This is a genomic window from Lachnoclostridium edouardi, from assembly GCF_900240245.1.
Taxonomy (GTDB): Bacteria; Bacillota; Clostridia; order Lachnospirales; family Lachnospiraceae; genus Lachnoclostridium_A; species Lachnoclostridium_A edouardi.
In genome coordinates, this window is the sequence record NZ_OESQ01000001.1 from 2095665 (window position 1) to 2113050 (window position 17386).

Below are 17386 nucleotides of genomic sequence, written 5' to 3' on the forward strand. Positions count from 1 at the left end.
TCTATGGAAAATGAAAAGTCATTAGGGTTAAGAAGTCCGGAACTTCTGCCTACAAAAGATAGTGAGAGAACGCTGTCCCTTTGGGATTATACAATTTTATGGGCTGGAATGACAATTAATATTGTGGCTTTCAGCTTGGGGGCGCAATATTATAACGGGGGCGACGGTTTGTCGCCCTGGATGCTGATACTTGTGGTTTTGCTGGGATATGGCCTGGTTACAGCTCTCACAGTCCTGGCAGGAGATATTGGAACAAAGTACGGAGTGCCGTTTGCTGTGTACAGCAGGGCTGCCTTTGGATATAAAGGGTCGTACTTAGCGGGCCTGGTAAGATGCGTGCCGTGTTTTTACTGGTTTGGTTTCCAGACATGGGTGGGGGCCTGCGCTCTTAACATGATTATGGGAATTGTAGTGCCCGGATTTGACAATGTGACTATGATGCTTCTTCTATTTGCTGCATTTCAGATTATTAATGCATTATTTGGAATGGAGGCAATGGCAAAATTTGACTGGATTGCTGTTCCTATGCTGGGGATTATGTTTGCGGCTATTGTAGTTACAATCTGCAAGAAATATAATGTTTCAGTGCCGGATATTATGGCTGTAAAGGCGGCGGGAAATTATTCTATTGCCTTTGCAGTGTCCGGAATTGCCGGGGGATGGATTACAATGGCATTAAATGGCCCGGACTTAGCAAGGCAGATTAAAAGAAGCGATGATTATAAAAACCAAGGCTTACTTAAAAGAAATGAAAGAGCGATTTTAGGACAGCTGATCGGACTTTTGGCAGTAGGAGTTATTGCCATGATGGTAGGAATGGCGGCCGGCGTGTTTACAGGAGAGTGGGATTTAAACAATGTAGTTTACAGCCTGTTTTCCAATCATATGTTTATGCTGGTATTTTGCTTTATCTCCATAGCCTTTGCTCAGTGGTCCACAAATACGGCTGCCAACTTGATGCCGCCGGCATATATTCTTTTAAATATTTTCCCTAAAATGAAATTCTGGATGACCACTATTATTTCTGGCATTATAGGTCTTTTAATGATGCCATGGAAGCAGCAGGGAGGGGATTTCCTGGTAGTTATTCAGTCTCATTTTTCTACTTTGCTGGGGCCTATTATTGGTATTATGCTGGCTGATTATTTCTTTATAAGGAAAACAGTTCTAAATGTAGATGACCTTTACAATGCAGGAGGACAGTATACTTATACAAAAGGCTTTAACATGGGAGCCATGGTTACTATGATAATATCCTTTGGTCTTTCTCTGTTGGCAGGAGATTATTCCTTTTTCGCAGGACTGGCTATCAGCATAGTTATTTATATAGTATTAAAGTACAGTTTACAAGGGACTACACAGGGTAACGGTCTGACGGGAGGTGTGCCGCCCGTCAGATTTTCCATGTGATGTTCAAGCTGTCACTTGTAGCGGCAACGGTGGTAATCATCAAATCCACCACACGCCGCTTGTCATCAAAGGATACATTGTCCCATGTGTCGAGGTAGCCGGAAATCTGGCTGACCTGTTCCGGGCTGATGGCTTCCACCGTCAACTCCGCTATCCTCGCCAGAAGTTCCTGCTTGCGTCCGTCCAGTTCCGCTATCTTCACATTCACATAGGAGAGCAGAACATTGTTTGCACCCGTCAGACTGTCCACCAGCTTTTCAATCTCGCTGTCCACATGGAGAAGTTCCACTTGCAGGGCGGCGATTTTCGGGTTTGCCTTTGCCGCTTTTTTTCTGCCCGTCAGCGTTTTGTAGCTTGCCAGCTTCTTCACCATCTGCTGATAAACAACCGCTTCCAGCTCCGAAGTGATGATTTTCCCGCACCCGGCACAGCTTTTATTGTCCAGCCGCTTTGTGCAGCGGAGATATTGCTTTCCCACAGGATTGTTAATGCTCATAAGGGCATACCCGCAGTTTCCGCACTTGATTTTTCCCGCCAGCCATGTATGGGTGGCTTTTCGGGCAGACTGGATTTTCATGTTGTTCATCAGCTTCTTGCGGCAGGTCAGCCAGATGTCGGAGGGGACAATGCCCTCATGGGGAGCCAGCACCAGCATTTGGTCTTTCAAGTCGTTCTTTTTGCTGGGCTTCACATCCCGCCCTTGATACAGATAGCAGCCATTCATGCCGGTAAAATCGGCAGCGTCATTGACAATGATTGTCCCTTGACTTTTGAAAAATTCGTACACATCAAGGTCTGCCTGCACATAGACAGGATTGCGTAACATCTGCGCCAGCGTGGGGCGTATTAGTTCCTTGCCGTTGAATAAAATTCCCTGTTCGGCAAAGTACCGGGTAATGTCCCCGTAGGAGGTTGTGGGCTGGGCGTACATCTCAAACATCAGCCGGATATTTGCCGCTTCCTCCGGGTTTACCACCAGCTTCTTTGTGTTGATACCGTCCATCTTAATCGGCTCTGTATGGAAGCCGTAAGGGGCTTTCCCACCCATCTTGAAGCCTCGCTGGCTGCGGGAATAATAAGCGTCCGTCACCCGCTTCTGTATCGTTTCCCGTTCAAGCTGGGCGAACACGATACAGATATTCAGCATCGCCCGCCCCATCGGGGTGGAGGTATCAAACTTTTCCGTAGAGGACACAAACTCTACATTGTACTGTTGGAACAGCTCCATCATATTGGCAAAGTCCAGAATGGAACGGCTGATACGGTCGAGCTTGTAAACCACGACCTTTGCAATCAAGCCCCGCTTGATGTCCCGCACCAGTTCTTGAAACTTCGGACGGTCTGTGTTCTTGCCGCTGTACCCCTTGTCTGTGTATTCCTTGCAGTTACCGCCTTTCAACTCGTATTTGCAAAATTCAATCTGGCTTTCAATGGAAATGCTGTCCTTTTTGTCCACCGATTGTCTTGCATAGATTGCGTCTATTCGATTATTCATATTGTCGCTCCTTTTCTTAAAAAAGAAACGGAGCTGCTGACAGCTTTATTATACCGCCAGCAGCCCCGCAAATCAACGATGGCTTCGGAAAACCTTATGCCCCGGCTTCCTCACTCTGCCGTTTGTCGGCATACTTGCGGAACACCTCATAAAGCTGCTGTTCCAGCTCCCGGCGTTTTGCCGCTTCCTGCTCCGGCGTGAACACCGGAGAGAGATTTTCCAGCGTGATTTCCTTTCCCTGAAAAGTCACGACTTCGGTTTCTTTCTTGTATCTGATATGCTCCATAGTACCTCCGTATTTAATTTTCAAAGTGCAGTGCCGCCATGCTGCGGCGTGAAATGTTTTCTGCCATCAATCACCGTTCCCTTGTGTGCCGCTGTTGCCGTTTCAGTTCTGCCAGCACCTCCGGCGGGATACGGTCTACCAGCCGCTGAATGTCTTTCAGCTCGCTTTCCAGCTTTGCCCGTTCCATCGTATCTTTCATCTTGCCCTTTTCGCTGGCTTTGGCTCTGGCTTCCAACTGTTCATTTTCTGCTAAAAGGTCGTTTATTGTAACCTTGTATTTTTTGAGCTGACCGGAGAAGTTCTCCATCTGCGGAAACCATTTTTTCAGCAGGGAGAGGGCTTCCTCTTTTTTCTTTCCGGCGTTGAACGGGGTAATATCGCCCAGCGTGGCTTCAATGGCTCTTGCCTGTTTGGAGAGATTGACCGCCTGCTTGAACAGACGGGTGGGGATATGCTTCCTGCCTGTCTTGCTGGCACTTTCCCCACGCTCCAAGTCGGGATATTTCTCCACCATATAGGCGTGAAAATCGTCCTGCCATTTTGTGAGGTTGGCTCTATTCCCTATAATCTCCTTTGCACACAGGCGGTTGTCCTCTGTCAGAGGGACAAAGACCAAATGCAGGTGGGGCGTTTTCTCGTCCATGTGTACCACCGCCGACACGATATTTTCTTTCCCTACACGCCCGATTAAGAAATCAGCCGCCCTCTGGAAAAATTCCTGTATCTCCTTTGGGGACTTCTTCTTAAAAAATTCCGGGCTGGCGGTAATCAGCGTATCCACAAACCGGGTGCTGTCCCTGCGGGTGCGGCAGCCAGCTTGTTCAATGCGGCTTTTAATGAAGTGGTAGTACCTGCCCTCTGGCTTAACGATATGGAAGTTGTACTTGCTCCGGCTGGTGTCAATGTCGGGATTGCTGGCGTACTGTTCCTTTTGCCGTTCGTGATGGGCTTCCAGCGGTCTTGCCGGATTGCCCTTGTGTTTTTCAAATCGCAAAATTGCGTGTTGTGCCATGAAACTCCTTTCCCCGTTCCGTTCCTTTCCGGGACTTTTCCACAGGAAAATCCCGCAGAAAATATCTCGGATCGGATAGGAATGGATAAGATATAAATAAAATCGTTTTAATCTCTGTATTTCTATATACCGTCCGATTTTCGTACTTCAAGAGGATTGATTATCGTACTTGTGGAGTGCGGTTTTCAGTCCTCCGGCGTTCCATAACCGTATTTCTTGAAGTCGGTGTTTGGAACCGCTTCGTAGGATTTTGGGTAAATGCGATTGGGTTTTCCACAGCCCTGCTTCTGGATTTCCACCAGTCCGGCGTATTGCAGTTCCCGCAGGGTGTTGACCGCTTTCTGCCGCCCGCAGTGGAGCAGCTCCACTACCTCGTTGATGGGATAGTAGAGGTAAATCCGCCCGTATTCGTCCACCCACCCGTTTTTTCGGGACAGGTCTGTCCGGCGCAGGATAAAGGCATACAGTACCTTTGCTTCGTTGGACAGGGGCATGAATGTGGGGGCTTCAAAAAGGAAATTGGGAAGCCGGGTAAAGCTGACCGCTTTTTCCGGCTGATGGATATAAATGGTGTTTGTCATATTGTGTTTTGTGGACGGTTAGAAGTCCGTTTTCGGAGGCAGACGGTAGTTTCTATTGCCTGCCCCTGTTCTGTGCTTGCAAAGCCTTGAAAATCAAGGGCTTTTCAGCCCCTAACTGTCCACAGTAGACCTCCTTTTCCGTTCACTTTCTGTTTTCTGTCGCCTGTGAACTCTGGCGGCACAGCCGGGACAGTATTTCGCTCGGTTGGACTTTGGGACGAACACTCTGCCGCAGACCGCACAGCGTTTTAGCTCCTTATCCCGGAAAATCTCCGCTTCCAGCGTTCCGACTTGCGGCAAAACCGACCAGCGGAACCACTTACAGCAGACCGAGAAAGAAACCGTCTGCGGACAGGTGCAGGTGTCCCCATCGTCAAGGAACATACAGTTCCCGTCCTCATAACAGCAGCACTCCCGGCGGATCAGGGCGTTTGCCTGTTTCCGCTGCGCTGGGGTCATGCGGTAAAGGGAACCGTCTTGCTTGCGCTCTATGGGCGGCAGTCGTTTATATGGGTTCTCTCTCATGTGTTTCCTCCATTTTGCTTTCCGTTGCCGCTCTCTCCGAAAAGGCTTCCTGCCCCATTTCTGCGGCGTGTTCCGGCGTTGGCACGCTCCCCACAGCTTCGGGACAAGTTGTCCCGAAGTGACCTCTGGACAAAGTGTCCAGAAGTTGGCTCCTTGCGGTGCTTCCCCTGCCGGGGTATTCCCTTTCGGACGGTCATTCGTTTTTCAAGGTGCAGCTCATCGATGAACTACCCTAAGTCTACACCTAAAAGACAGCCCGTCCCGTATATCCGAAAGGTAGGAAATCCGCCAAAAAAACTGCCTATTTCCACGCTCTCGGAATTGTGGTAGAATGATAAGTGGAAAGTGATAAATCGGGATTTTGGAGGAGGAACTAAATATGTTTGATAACTTTGATTTTACAAACTTTTGGAAGGACAGTGCGTATGCCTTGAAAGAATATGTCAGTGAATCGCCTTCTGATGAACTGATTGCCAGTGTTGAGCAGGAATTAGGCTATAAGTTACCAGCTTCTTATATTTGGTTGATGAAACAACATAACGGAGGCATTCCTTTCAATACTTGTTTCCCTACGGATAAACCTACCAGTTGGGCAGATGACCATGTAGCTATTACAGGAATTTTTGGTATCGGGAGAGAGAAACCCAACTCTTTGTGTGGAGAGTTGGGAAGCCAATTTATGATTGATGAATGGGAGTACCCTGCTATTGGGGTAGCTATTTGTGACTGTCCCAGTGCTGGACATGATATGATTTTTTTAGATTACCGGGAGTGTGGCCCACACGGGGAGCCTAAAGTAGTGCATATTGACCAAGAAGGAAATTACGAAATCACTCCTTTAGCAGATAGTTTTGAGGATTTTATTCGTGGTCTTGTAAACGAAGATGATTTTGAGTTAGAAGATTAACAACTTCCAATTTATCGAGCAGACAAGGAGGGAGAGCATGGAACTATCCATACAAGAACGATTGAAAGACCTGCGTGTGGAGCGTGGGCTGACGCTGGAACAGCTTGCGGAGCAGACGCACCTCTCCAAGTCTGCGTTGGGCAGTTATGAGGGGGATAATTTCAAGGACATCAGCCATTATGCCCTTATTGAGTTGGCAAAGTTTTATGAAGTGACTGTTGATTATCTGCTGGGGCGTTCTCAAACAAAAAATCACCCAAACGCCGATCTTGCAGACCTGCGTTTGAGTGATGATATGATTGAACTCTTGAAAAGCGGGTTGGTGGATAATTCCCTCTTGTGTGAACTGGCGGTACACCCGGATTTCCCCCGGCTGATGGCTGACCTCGAAATCTATGTAAACGGTATCGCTGGCAAACAGGTGCAGAGTGCAAATGCCATTATAGACGCTGTGAGCGCAACCATTATGAAGCAGCACAATCCCAGCTTGTCCGACCCGCAGTTAAGACAGCTTATCGCCGCCCATATTGATGATGACAGTTTTTGCCGCTATGTGATACAGCAGGACATAAACAAGATAGCTCTTGACCTGCGGGAAGCACATAAGGACGATTTTTTCAGTGTCCCGGAGGACAACCCGCTGAAAGGATTATTGGAAGCCGCTACCGAAAACGCCAGCCCAGACAGCGACCCGGAGCAAGCGTCTTTGGCGTTTATCTGCAAACGGCTGCGGCTGAACTTTAAGAAGCTGTCCGGGGAAGAAAAGAAGTGGCTGAAAAAGATTTCGGAAAAGTCGGACTTGCTCAAAAATCCAAATCCCCAGCGGGGGAGAAAGTAGAGAACGAGAAATTGGAGGGAGTAAAGGTGCAGGAGGCAATTATAAAATTGAGACTTCTCGGTCAAATGCCAGACGCAGTGAAAGATGACCCTACAGTAGAAACCATCAATATGTATGATGAATTGCTCTCCAATGTAAAAACGCCACTGACAAGAGAAGAGGTAGGCGTATTGATTGACATTTTCCCCGAAGGTGGAATGTATGGAGTAGAGTGGGATTTGCTAAAATTGGTAGAGTCTTATTTGATAGAAGCGCCATCAAGTGAAGAGTATCGAAAATTGATTACTGCTTGTCCAAGTGAAGAATGGCGAGAAACTATGCAAGCCCGTTTAGATAATTGGAAAAACAACAAACAATAACTTGTTGGGGAGATAGCAAAGCCAGTCGAGCCAGTCAACGGTCAAGATGAACGGCGCATTTCATGCGCCGCCGTTGACAGCCCCGCCCGTCTTTGCTAATGGGCAATCAAGGCGGGAAAGCCCTAAAATGGCTTCCCGCCCATTTCTAAGAACTGATAAGTCAGATTTGCTGAAAAATCCAAATCCACAGCGGGGACGGAAGTAGAGAACAATAAATAAGAATTTACAGGAGGAAAATCAATGGAGAACTTGATTAAGTTTTTAGAAGATAAGATAACGGATAAAATGTCTGTGGAAGAAATAGTTGATGTTTTTGAGCAGATGTGCAGCACACCGCTTGAAGAAGATATGGTTTTATTTGAAACCGGAACATTTACTGCTTTTTCAAAAGAACCATTTTTTCAAATTTCATTAGTTCGACAGTTTTCAAATGATGATGATGAAGAGTTTTATCAAATCCATGTAGTCATCTTGTATAAGCCAACCGCTGAAAATAAAATTTTCAGCGAAACAACATGGGACGAAGATTTAGACGAAAATATATTTGACTATATCAGAAAATCAGCGTCGTTTGCTTATGCAAGAAATCATGAATACATCGAGATAAAAATATATATGGACGAAACTTAACTTCTCATTTATCAGGGAGATAGCAAAGCCCTAAAATGGCTTCCCCGCCCATTCCAATTTTGAGAGAAAAATCTGTTTGCTTTTTGTGAGTGTGTCCACAAGTTCGGGACATTTTGTCCCGAAGTCCGGCGTGGGACGAGGAACGGGGGCTTTCATATACGCCCTGTCTGCTGACGAAACCAGCCCTGCGCTTGCGGCTCCACGACACGCAATCACAGCCCTGTTTTCCTGCTGCTTCAAATGCCCTTGCCCGACCCGGCGGCAACCTCATTTTCGCAGCAACGCCGACAGAGCGTATAACACACTACACTTTGCAAGCAAAGTCGTGTGCCAAGGGGCAAGCCCCTTTGGAAACCCCGGACAACAAAACAGGCTGAATATCTCGCACTTTTTCGGTGCTTGATACTCAGCCTTTATTTGTTGTCAGCAGCCCGTTTCGTGGTCTGCGTGTAGTTCCTTGTAAACTGACCTAATGAGAAGTTTTACTTTAAAATCATTTGAGCAAAATTTAGGAAAAGAGGTTCCGTTCCAGGAGTAGGCTGGCGGTAAAGGGGAGAAATTGCCATATGAAAATACTGATTAAAAATGGTTTCCTGGCAGACGGCAGCGGCAGGCCAGGATATTACGCAGATTTGCTTATAGATGGAGATAAAATAGTAAAAATCGGTGAAATAGAGGATTTTACAGAGGGAAAAATAATTGACGCCAAAGGCCTTACAGTGGCCCCGGGATTTATTGATACTCACAGTCACAGCGATCTTCAGATTCTGACTGATCCTAAGGTGGAGCCTAAGGTGCGCCAGGGAATCACCACGGAAATTCTGGGACAGGACGGTATTTCCATGGCCCCTTTGCCTGTAAAATATATTAGTTCGTGGAGAAAAAATCTGGCAGGTCTGGACGGGGACAGCGACAGTATTAATTGGAATTATGAAACTACAGAAAATTACCTGAAAATGATAGAAGGTGTAAAGCCGGGGCTTAACGAATGTTATTTAGTTCCCCACGGCAATATTCGTATGGAGGCAATGGGGTTGGAAAACCGCCTTCCTGATAAAAGTGAGCTGGAAAAAATGAGACAGATCACCAGAAGGGAAATGGAGGCCGGAGCAATGGGTCTGTCTACTGGTTTAATCTACATGCCCTGCGCCTATTCAGAATCTAAGGAAATCATTGAAATGTGCAAGGTTGTAGCAGAATATGATGGCAGCTTTGTAATTCATCAAAGAAGCGAGGCAGACACAATCCTGGATTCTATGGAAGAGGTTATTAAAATCGGAAGAGAATCAGGGGTGAAAATCCATTATTCCCATTTTAAGGTATGCGGCAAGAAAAACTGGGATAAAATCGGGCAGGTAATTTGTCTGCTGGAAAAAGCGGAGGCAGAAGGAATACGGGTTTCTTTTGACCAATATCCTTATGTGGCGGGAAGTACAATGCTGGGAGTGATCCTTCCGCCGTGGGTACATGACGGAGGCACTAATAAAGTGCTGGAACGTCTGGCAGACGATCAACTGCGGAAGAAAATGATTGAAGATATAGAACAGGGAATTCCTGGCTGGGATAATTTTGTGGAATTTGCAGGATTGGACGGCATTTTTATCACAAGCGTAAAAAATAAGAAAAATGAAGATGCGGTGGGTCTTAATTTATCCCAACTGGGAAAGCTAAGGGGAAAAGACCCGTATCAGGCTGCCTTTGACCTGCTTTTGGAAGAAGAGAATGCAGTGGGGATGGTAGATTTCTACGGAACTGAAGAACATGTGCAGCTATTTATGAAACGGCCGGAAATGAATGTATGTACAGACGGGCTTTTGGGAGGAAAACCTCATCCCAGAGTATTTGGAGCCTTTCCCAGGGTTCTGGGAAAATATGTGAGAGAGGATCAGGCTTTAGGGCTGGAGGAGGCAGTATATAAAATGACCAAAAAACCTGCAGACACTTTTAATATAGCAGGCAGAGGGTATTTGACAGAAGGAAATTATGCTGATATCTGTATTTTTAATCCGGAAACTGTAATTGATAAAGGCACCTTTACAGACCCGGTTCAATATCCGGAGGGAATTCAGTATGTAATTATTAATGGAAAAATAGTGATTGAAAATGGAATTCATACAGGAACCAGAAGCGGAGTTGTTTTAAGAAAAAATCGGAAATCTTGATTCTATCAAGATTTCCGAGTAAAAAAGAGAGCGGGTGATGGGAATCGAACCCACGTATCTAGCTTGGAAGGCTAGTGTTCTACCATTGAACTACACCCGCAGCAAATTTCAAAATAAGTCTCAATAAGGAGATTGCTGACTTATAATGCCCAAAGCCGGAATCGAACCAGCGACACGAGGATTTTCAGTCCTCTGCTCTACCAACTGAGCTATCTGGGCTAACAGCGGAATTAAGCATTTCGCAAAGGACTTCCCTGTCGCGTTTCATTGTCTTCCGCAACAACATGGATTATTTTACAAGATTTTTCTCTATATGTCAATATAAAATTAAAAAAAGTTTCCCACATTTTGTATGAAACTTTTTGTGGGAAACTTTTTGCTGTCTAAACAAAATGAACTATTCCTCCGGCAGATTACTTCGGAACATATCGTCCATAGTCAGATACTCCCGCTTTAAAGATACAGGCTTGCCGTCCTTTGTGAGAAAGCAGTGAGTACTTTCCCCAACACAGCGGAGTTCTCCTGTATCTCTATCTACAATAGTGTATTCAATATTCATGCGGACGCCATTATACTTTCTCAGAAGAGGAATAATCTCTACTGTCTCGCCAAAGCGGGTCATGCTTCTGTATTCACAGCGCACAGACAATACTGGAATAATAATACCCTGCTGCTCCATTCTGCTATAGCCCATTCCCATCTGTTCCAGCATATCAATTCTGGCTTCCTCAAACCACCGAATATAATTGCTGTGGTGTACAATTCCCATTTGATCTGTCTCGTAGTACTGTACCTTATGGCTGTAAGTCTGAAATCCCATCTGCTATTCTCCCTTTCTGCTGCTCAATCATTCTGCCCATTGTATATAAATCATAGTATACGCCGTCCAGGCGCACTGCATTCTTTAAACAGCCCTCCACTATAAATCCCAGCTTTAAATAAAGAGCCGCCGCCTTTTTGTTGTCAGTGCGAACCTCCAGTCTAAGCTTTGTAGTAATGCCATTTTCTGACGCCCACGTAAACAGCCGGTTCATCAGTTCTTTGCCGATTCCCTGAGACCAGAACTTTTCCGGCACTACAATGCCTAAGCCGCCCTCGTGGCGAACCTTTTCTTTGCTGCTGGAGCCTACTGTGGCGATTCCTGCAATTTCCTGTCCGCTCCAGGCAATGAGCATAATATTGCCTGTATGGTCTCTCAGGTCCTGTATACTTTTTTCCTGCTGATCTGCTGTCAGAGGATATTGGTTCTTTCCAAAGCTTAAATAAGTAGTTTCACCGCCAACCTTATTGTAAAACTGTACAATTTTCTCCCCGTCCCCAGGGCAGGCTTTTTTATATAAAATTTCACCCATATAGCGGGTCCTTTCTTGTAAAGAATCACAAAGTAAAGCTTGATACTTCTTATTATATATCATTTGAAAAAATCCTCAATCGGTTTTCCTGAAATTTCTGAAAGTTTTCAACATACAAGAAAATTGAAAAAATGTAGGTTTACAATACATGTGTTACAACTGAATAATTAAAAAGGCGGAAATACATTTTCTGTGTTATATTTTAAGCTACCACACCAAAACACAACAAGAAAGGATGTATCCCCGCATGGCTAGTATAACACAAGATATGAGATTCCGTCTATCTCTTATCAAGTATGCTGAAAAATTTGGCGTCTCTAAAGCCGCTGTCAAATATAAAACTAACAGACAGTATATCTACCGATGGAAACAACGTTATGACGGCTCCTGGGACTCCCTTAGGGATCGTTCCAGAAGACCTCACCACCATCCTAATCAGCATACCACTCAGGAGATCTCTCTCATCTCTCATATGTGACGCAGAAACCCTAATGCTGGACTGGTTATCTTCTGGGTAAAGCTTATGCAGCGCGGCTATTCCCGCTCTATTTCCGGGCTTTACCGCTTTCTTCGCAAACAGAAAATGATGGCTGTTAAGCCTGCTAATCCCAAGTACGTTCCTAAGCCCTATGAACAGATGCTTTTTCCCGGGCAGAGAATTCAGATTGATGTAAAGTTTGTTCCCTCTATCTGTCTGGTGAATCAGGCACAGGGACAAAGCTTCTTTCAATACACTGCTATTGACGAATACTCACGCTGGCGCTTTGTAGAGGCCTTTGAGGAGCACAATACTTACTCTTCCGCTGTATTTCTTGATCACCTGATGAAGGTCTTTCCTATGCCCATTCAGTGTGTCCAGACAGATAACGGAAGTGAATTCACTAAGCGGTTTACAGGAACAAAACGGGAGGAAAACCTTACCCTATTTGAGGAAAGACTGCGCCAGTATGGGATCAAACACAAAAAGATCCGTCCCTTTACGCCACGACATAATGGAAAGGTAGAAAGAAGTCATCGAAAGGACAATGAACGTTTTTATGCAACACACACATTGTATTCCTTTGAGGACTTTGCTGCCCAGTTAAAGGTATATAACCGCAGAGGTTATAATAACTTTCCCATGCGGCCTTTGGGATGGAAAACACCCAACGAGGTACTGAGGGATTATTTACGGTCAGTGTAACATATGTTTGACAAACCTACATCAACATACAAGAAAATTGAAAAAAGTGCTTGACCTTGCAAAAGAATTATGATACCTGACTTTGGTATCAGAGATTAAAAAATAGTGCAAACTTTAAGGTTTAGAAGGACTGCTAGCGGCAGTCCTTCTGTGTTTGTTATTATAGTTTATAATTAAAAATGGTGTTTATTTGAGTTTCAGATAGAAAGTAATTCGTTAAAGGAAGATGAAATTTATCAGCTAGGTCATTTATAAAAGTACAATCCCTTGTGGTGTTTATATATTTATGTTCGCCTTTTGTTACCCTGAAATCTTTAATGAATCTAAATATATCTGAAGTTGAATATTTTTCATCCAGTATCTTAAATTGAAAAATCCTCTCTAAGAGAACTGTTAAATAGCAAATCAAAAAGTGGCCTTTAATCGTATTTTCTTTTTGAAGAAATACCGGCCGTGCATCCAGGTCTGATTTCATAATCTTAAAGGATTCTTCAATTCTCCACAGATTATGGTAAGTACAGTAAATATCCTGATCTGTCATCTGGGTTTCGGATGTGACCAGAAGATTGTATCCGGCAAGTTCGAGGTCCTTATCGATGGCAGCCTGATTAATCCTTGTTTTTGCTTTATTTCCTGTTTTATCTGTGAAATCCACATATTTTCCTGCTTCTCCAAAGTCATTCCTTTTGGCTTGTGACAGGGTAAGTGCTTTTGCTTTTTCTACAAGGCGGTTTATTTCATATCTTTTTTTTGCAGCAAGGGAAGGATTGTAGGTAACCAGGCGTTTCTCTGTAAGCATAATGGTCTGTTTTTTTCCGTTATACTCTATGGAATAAGGAAAAGTATCAATACAGCTTTTATAGCGGTATAAAAGTTTTCCGCTTTTATCTTTGACATCTTTGTAATCCTGTTCTAATAATACCCAGGTTTTTTCTGTCGAAGGCAAGGTTTTTACAGATTTTGAAAACAGATAACCATCTCCATTCTGTTTTGAAAACGCAATGTTTTGTGCACAATTAAGTCCTTTGTCTGCGACATGGATGGTTTTTCCCATGATATTGTTCCTATTTTTAAGTCCATCAATCACATCACGTAGAATGGGTTTTTCTGACTCATTTCCCGGATACATCTTCATACCGACCGGAATCTGGTTCCGATCCAAAAGGAGCCCAAGACCGATGATGGGTTCCTTTTTGTTTTCTTTGCTCGGTCCTTTTTTTCTGAAATCATCCTCCCTGTCTATTTCAAAATAGAAATTCGTACAATCAAAGTAAGAGTTTGAAGTATCCAGTCCATAAACAGCCGCAGTTTGTACAGTAAAGATCTCGATAAACTTTTCATAGTTTTCTCCCAAAAAGGCAAGACCATCAAGAAGCTGATCATAGGAATAATGCGACGAATGGTACAGATTGGGAAGCACATCGTGGAATGTCCTGTTTTTACTGCATGGGCATACACCTCTTGCGTAGACTAATGTAGAAATCAATTCATAAAGATCGAACTGAAAATCATATGTAAGATGAAAATAATTCACATACTTTTGGATTTTTAATTTCTCAAGGATTGCTTTCAGTGGAAAGTATCCAAGATAAAGAGTTGGAGAAATGTCAGAAATTTTGCGGACACCTTCTTCTTTTCGTTGCTGGTTTAAGAGAGCTACTTCTTGTTGGTAAAAAGAGATTGGATCTTCCATGCCGTTCTTTTTCAGTGTTTCTACAGAGCCAAGGGATTTGTAGCATTTGTGAGCTGCCCCCTTTTTTTCCTGATTATAAAAACTGTCATAAATCGCAAGATAAGTTCTGCCTTTTAAAGTTGTCTTTTTTAAAAAATATGCCATAGAATCCCTCCTCAAAAAGATAGCACCACTAACACTATTAGTATATCGCAAAAAAAGAATTTTGAAAAGTTTTTTTGCAATAAAAAAAGCCTTATTTAAAGGCATTTGTGAGGCTTCAGAGCAGAAAATACTCCTAAAGATTTCTAGTGCTAACTTCTAAAGACGGGTANCACTATTAGTATATCGCAAAAAAAGAATTTTGAAAAGTTTTTTTGCAATAAAAAAAGCCTTATTTAAAGGCATTTGTGAGGCTTCAGAGCAGAAAATACTCCTAAAGATTTCTAGTGCTAACTTCTAAAGACGGGTATTTTCTGACTTTTTGGAACAAAATGGAACATTTAACAATGAATATAAAAAAATAATAAAAGTTTTACTAATATAGACAAAAAACAAAAGATTGGTTATAATAAAATATGTGTAAAATCGCAAAATAAGGTGGTGATTAAATGGTCCAGGAGACAATTCTGGCAGTAAAAGACGCTGAATCCAAGGGGGAACAGCTGTTAAAGGACGCTACTGACAAGGGGAAAGCTCTTGTGGAAAGAGCAAAAAAAGAAGCAGAGGAAATGAAAAATCACACAATGAAGGAACTGAAGGAGACGTCTATCCAAGAAGCTAAAGCGGGGGAGGAAGAGACGGGAAGGTATCTTGCGGAATCAATGAAGGAGGCAGAAAAAGAGATTACCGCTATGAAACAGGAGGTAGCAGGAAAGTCCCAGATGGTAATTGAAAAGATTATTCAGGACTTGATTTAGTCAGACATTTGAAAAAACATAGTAAGGAGGGATGTGGACATGGCAGTATTGCAGATGCAGAAAATCAGTATTTGTGCGCTGAAGAAGAATAGAAAAGCCATTTTAGAGCTGCTTCAGGCTTCCGGTGTTGTGGAGATCAACTACCTGGATGTGAAGGACAGCGGATTTGAAAAGATGGATACTATGGCTTCCAGGCAGTTGTTTGAGAAAAATGCTGTGACTGCCGATCAGGCATTGGAAATACTGCAGGAATATGCTCCAGAGAAAAAGTCCCTGTTTTCCAGCTTAGAGGGAAAAAAGATTTTAGAGTCTGAGATTTTTGAGAAAACAAAAGAGGACAGCAGGCCTGTGATGGAGGCTGCCCGGCAGATTATTGCTTTCAACAAAAAGATTGCTGAGGACAAAGCCGGGATTGCCAAATTGGAAGGCCAGATTGAAAGTCTGGTTCCGTGGATGAATCTGGATGTTCCCATGACATATGGGGGAACTGACAAATGCCGTGCTTTAATAGGAAGTATTAGCGGTAGTGTTTCCCTGGAGGAGCTATATAAGGCGGTGGGAGAAAAAACGCCGGATGTAGAGTCTTTAGACATACAGATTATAGGATCAGACAAAGATCAAACGTGTATTGCAGTAATTTGTTTAATTGAGGAGGCAGCTCAGGTGGAAGAAGGCCTGAGGGCTGCAGGTTTTGCAAAACCATCTCAGCCGGTGGATGAGATACCGGCAGTACAGACGGAAAGATGGAAGAAGAAAATCAGTATGCTGAAGGATGAAATTGCTTCTTCAGGTAAGAAGCTGGAGGAGTATGGAGAATTCCGCCAGCAGCTTCAGATTGTTTCGGATTATTATAGAATCCGCTCTCAGAAATATGAGGTGCTGGGAGGCCTGCTTCAGTCGAAGAAAACATTTCTGGTTACAGGATATATGCCGGAGAAGGAGATGAGCAGGCTGGAGGCCAGGCTGACAGAGCAATTTGATCTGGTTTTTGAAAAGGAAGAAATAGAAGAGGGGGAGGAGCCTCCTGTACTTCTGAAGAATTCGGCCTTGGCTTCATCTGCGGAAGGAGTTACAGCTTCATTTGGACTGCCGGGCAGAGGTGAAATGGACCCAACCTCAGTTATGAGCCTGTGCTTTATTTTTTTATTTGGACTTATGCTTTCAGATGCAGCTTACGGCTTTATTGTATTTGCCGCGTGTTTTGTGGCTCTCAGAAAGTTTCCAAATATGGACGGCGGGTTGAAAAAGTCTCTCCAGCTGTTTATGTACTGCGGAATATCCACTTTAGTTTGGGGAATTCTGTTTGGAGGATATTTTGGCGACGTTATCACTGTAGTATCCCGTACATTTTTTGGCAGAGAAGTAACGGTGCCTGCGCTGTGGTTTGTACCTTTAGACGATCCGGTGCGTATGCTGATGTACTCCATGCTGTTTGGAGTGATTCACTTATTCCTGGGCCTGGCCATGAAGGGATATTTATGCATCAAGGATAAACGGTATCTGGACTTTTTCTGTGATGTAGTGCTGTGGTATATGTTGTTGGTAGGCCTTATTATGATTCTGCTGCCCACTGATTTGTTTGCATCTATTTCACAGATGCATTTTGAGTTCTCACCGGCTGTCAGCGCCTTGTCAAAAGTCCTGGCGGGAGCGGGAGCGGCAGGCATTCTGTTTATGTCGGGAAGAAGCAGCAAAAATCCGGCCCTCAGAGTGGCTCTGGGAGCTTATGATCTTTATAATCTTACTGGATGGCTGTCAGATGTGCTGTCTTATTCCAGATTATTGGCCTTAGGTTTGGCCACAGGAGTTATTGCCTCTGTTATTAACCAGATGGGAAGTATGGCAGGGTCGGGAATTTTCGGAGCCATTATTTTTATAATAGTATTCATTTTTGGACATTTGTTTAATCTGGCGATTAATTTGCTGGGTGCATACGTCCATACCTGCCGTCTCCAATATGTAGAGTTTTTTGGAAAGTTTTACGAGGGCGGAGGAAGACCATTTATTCCTTTTAGACAGGATACAAAATATATAAATATTAAGGAGGATTAATT

The 17386-nt window shown here is 44.0% G+C and carries 17 protein-coding genes, 2 tRNA genes and 1 pseudogene; 10 read left to right on the plus strand and 10 right to left on the minus strand.

Going from position 1 to position 17386, the window contains the following annotated elements; all coding sequences use genetic code 11:
- The first annotated feature begins 3 nt into the window (after positions 1-3).
- Positions 4-1410 carry a cytosine permease gene (locus C1A07_RS09875; protein ID WP_101876965.1) on the plus strand — a complete coding sequence of 469 codons (1407 nt, stop codon included), beginning with the start codon at positions 4-6 and terminating at the stop codon, positions 1408-1410.
- Here C1A07_RS09875 and C1A07_RS09880 read toward each other — a convergent pair.
- From C1A07_RS09880 to C1A07_RS09905, 5 genes are all read right to left on the minus strand, one after another.
- Positions 1394-2905, minus strand: coding sequence for a recombinase family protein (locus tag C1A07_RS09880; protein WP_002566024.1), 1512 nt, complete (start codon positions 2903-2905; stop codon positions 1394-1396). The genes C1A07_RS09875 and C1A07_RS09880 overlap by 17 nt on opposite strands.
- A gap of 94 nt (positions 2906-2999) precedes the next feature.
- A complete protein-coding gene (locus tag C1A07_RS09885) occupies positions 3000-3191 on the minus strand; it encodes a hypothetical protein (RefSeq protein WP_002566025.1) in 192 nt (63 codons plus the stop codon).
- Between the two features lie 70 nt (positions 3192-3261).
- On the minus strand, positions 3262-4203 hold the full coding sequence (gene mobV / locus C1A07_RS09890) for a MobV family relaxase (protein WP_101876474.1): 942 nt from the start codon (positions 4201-4203) through the stop codon (positions 3262-3264).
- A gap of 185 nt (positions 4204-4388) precedes the next feature.
- The gene (locus tag C1A07_RS09900) at positions 4389-4784 is read right to left on the minus strand and encodes a replication initiator protein A (RefSeq protein WP_002566027.1); all 396 of its coding nucleotides are present in this window, start codon (positions 4782-4784) and stop codon (positions 4389-4391) included.
- Positions 4785-4895: 111 nt separating this feature from the next.
- Positions 4896-5309 (minus strand): cysteine-rich VLP domain-containing protein, encoded by a 414-nt coding sequence (locus C1A07_RS09905; RefSeq protein WP_101876473.1) that lies wholly within the window; start codon positions 5307-5309, stop codon positions 4896-4898.
- Positions 5310-5691: 382 nt separating this feature from the next.
- Here C1A07_RS09905 and C1A07_RS09910 point away from each other — a divergent pair.
- From C1A07_RS09910 to C1A07_RS09935, 5 genes and pseudogenes are all read left to right on the plus strand, one after another.
- A pseudogene (locus tag C1A07_RS09910) lies at positions 5692-6213 on the plus strand (SMI1/KNR4 family protein); the annotation flags it as partial.
- Positions 6214-6253: 40 nt separating this feature from the next.
- A complete protein-coding gene (locus tag C1A07_RS09915; RefSeq protein WP_101875840.1) occupies positions 6254-7054 on the plus strand; it encodes a helix-turn-helix domain-containing protein in 801 nt (266 codons plus the stop codon).
- A complete protein-coding gene (locus tag C1A07_RS09920) occupies positions 6985-7413 on the plus strand; it encodes a hypothetical protein (protein WP_226928598.1) in 429 nt (142 codons plus the stop codon). Before C1A07_RS09915 ends, C1A07_RS09920 begins: the two co-directional genes overlap by 70 nt.
- Before the next feature lie 240 nt (positions 7414-7653).
- Positions 7654-8043, plus strand: coding sequence for a hypothetical protein (locus C1A07_RS09925; protein WP_097779164.1), 390 nt, complete (start codon positions 7654-7656; stop codon positions 8041-8043).
- A gap of 566 nt (positions 8044-8609) precedes the next feature.
- Positions 8610-10205, plus strand: coding sequence for an N-acyl-D-amino-acid deacylase family protein (locus C1A07_RS09935; RefSeq protein ID WP_101876966.1), 1596 nt, complete (start codon positions 8610-8612; stop codon positions 10203-10205).
- A gap of 29 nt (positions 10206-10234) precedes the next feature.
- Here the strand turns inward: C1A07_RS09935 and C1A07_RS09940 are convergent.
- The 4 genes from C1A07_RS09940 to C1A07_RS09955 form a co-directional block, all read right to left on the minus strand.
- Positions 10235-10305: transfer RNA gene (locus tag C1A07_RS09940), tRNA-Gly, on the minus strand.
- 46 nt (positions 10306-10351) lie between these two features.
- A tRNA-Phe gene (locus C1A07_RS09945) sits at positions 10352-10424 on the minus strand.
- Positions 10425-10602: 178 nt separating this feature from the next.
- Positions 10603-11025 carry an acyl-CoA thioesterase gene (locus tag C1A07_RS09950; RefSeq protein ID WP_101876967.1) on the minus strand — a complete coding sequence of 141 codons (423 nt, stop codon included), beginning with the start codon at positions 11023-11025 and terminating at the stop codon, positions 10603-10605.
- A complete protein-coding gene (locus C1A07_RS09955) occupies positions 11000-11557 on the minus strand; it encodes a GNAT family N-acetyltransferase (protein WP_101876968.1) in 558 nt (185 codons plus the stop codon). Before C1A07_RS09955 ends, C1A07_RS09950 begins: the two co-directional genes overlap by 26 nt.
- A 268-nt stretch (positions 11558-11825) precedes the next feature.
- On the opposite strand from C1A07_RS09955, the gene C1A07_RS16425 reads away from it, so the two are divergent.
- Positions 11826-12035 carry a helix-turn-helix domain-containing protein gene (locus C1A07_RS16425; RefSeq protein WP_242972361.1) on the plus strand — a complete coding sequence of 70 codons (210 nt, stop codon included), beginning with the start codon at positions 11826-11828 and terminating at the stop codon, positions 12033-12035.
- A 45-nt stretch (positions 12036-12080) separates the two neighbouring features.
- Positions 12081-12740, plus strand: coding sequence for a DDE-type integrase/transposase/recombinase (locus C1A07_RS09960; RefSeq protein ID WP_242972291.1), 660 nt, complete (start codon positions 12081-12083; stop codon positions 12738-12740).
- Positions 12741-12900: 160 nt separating this feature from the next.
- Here the strand turns inward: C1A07_RS09960 and C1A07_RS09965 are convergent, their stop codons facing one another.
- A complete protein-coding gene (locus tag C1A07_RS09965; RefSeq protein ID WP_101875548.1) occupies positions 12901-14577 on the minus strand; it encodes an IS1634 family transposase in 1677 nt (558 codons plus the stop codon).
- Between the two features lie 446 nt (positions 14578-15023).
- Between C1A07_RS09965 and C1A07_RS09970 the strand changes: the two genes are divergently transcribed.
- Together C1A07_RS09970 and C1A07_RS09975 are read left to right on the plus strand one after the other, a co-directional pair.
- A complete protein-coding gene (locus C1A07_RS09970; RefSeq protein WP_101876969.1) occupies positions 15024-15332 on the plus strand; it encodes a hypothetical protein in 309 nt (102 codons plus the stop codon).
- A gap of 39 nt (positions 15333-15371) precedes the next feature.
- Entirely contained in the window at positions 15372-17384 is a 2013-nt protein-coding gene (locus C1A07_RS09975) for a V-type ATP synthase subunit I (protein ID WP_101876970.1), read from the plus strand.
- Positions 17385-17386 lie beyond the last annotated feature (2 nt).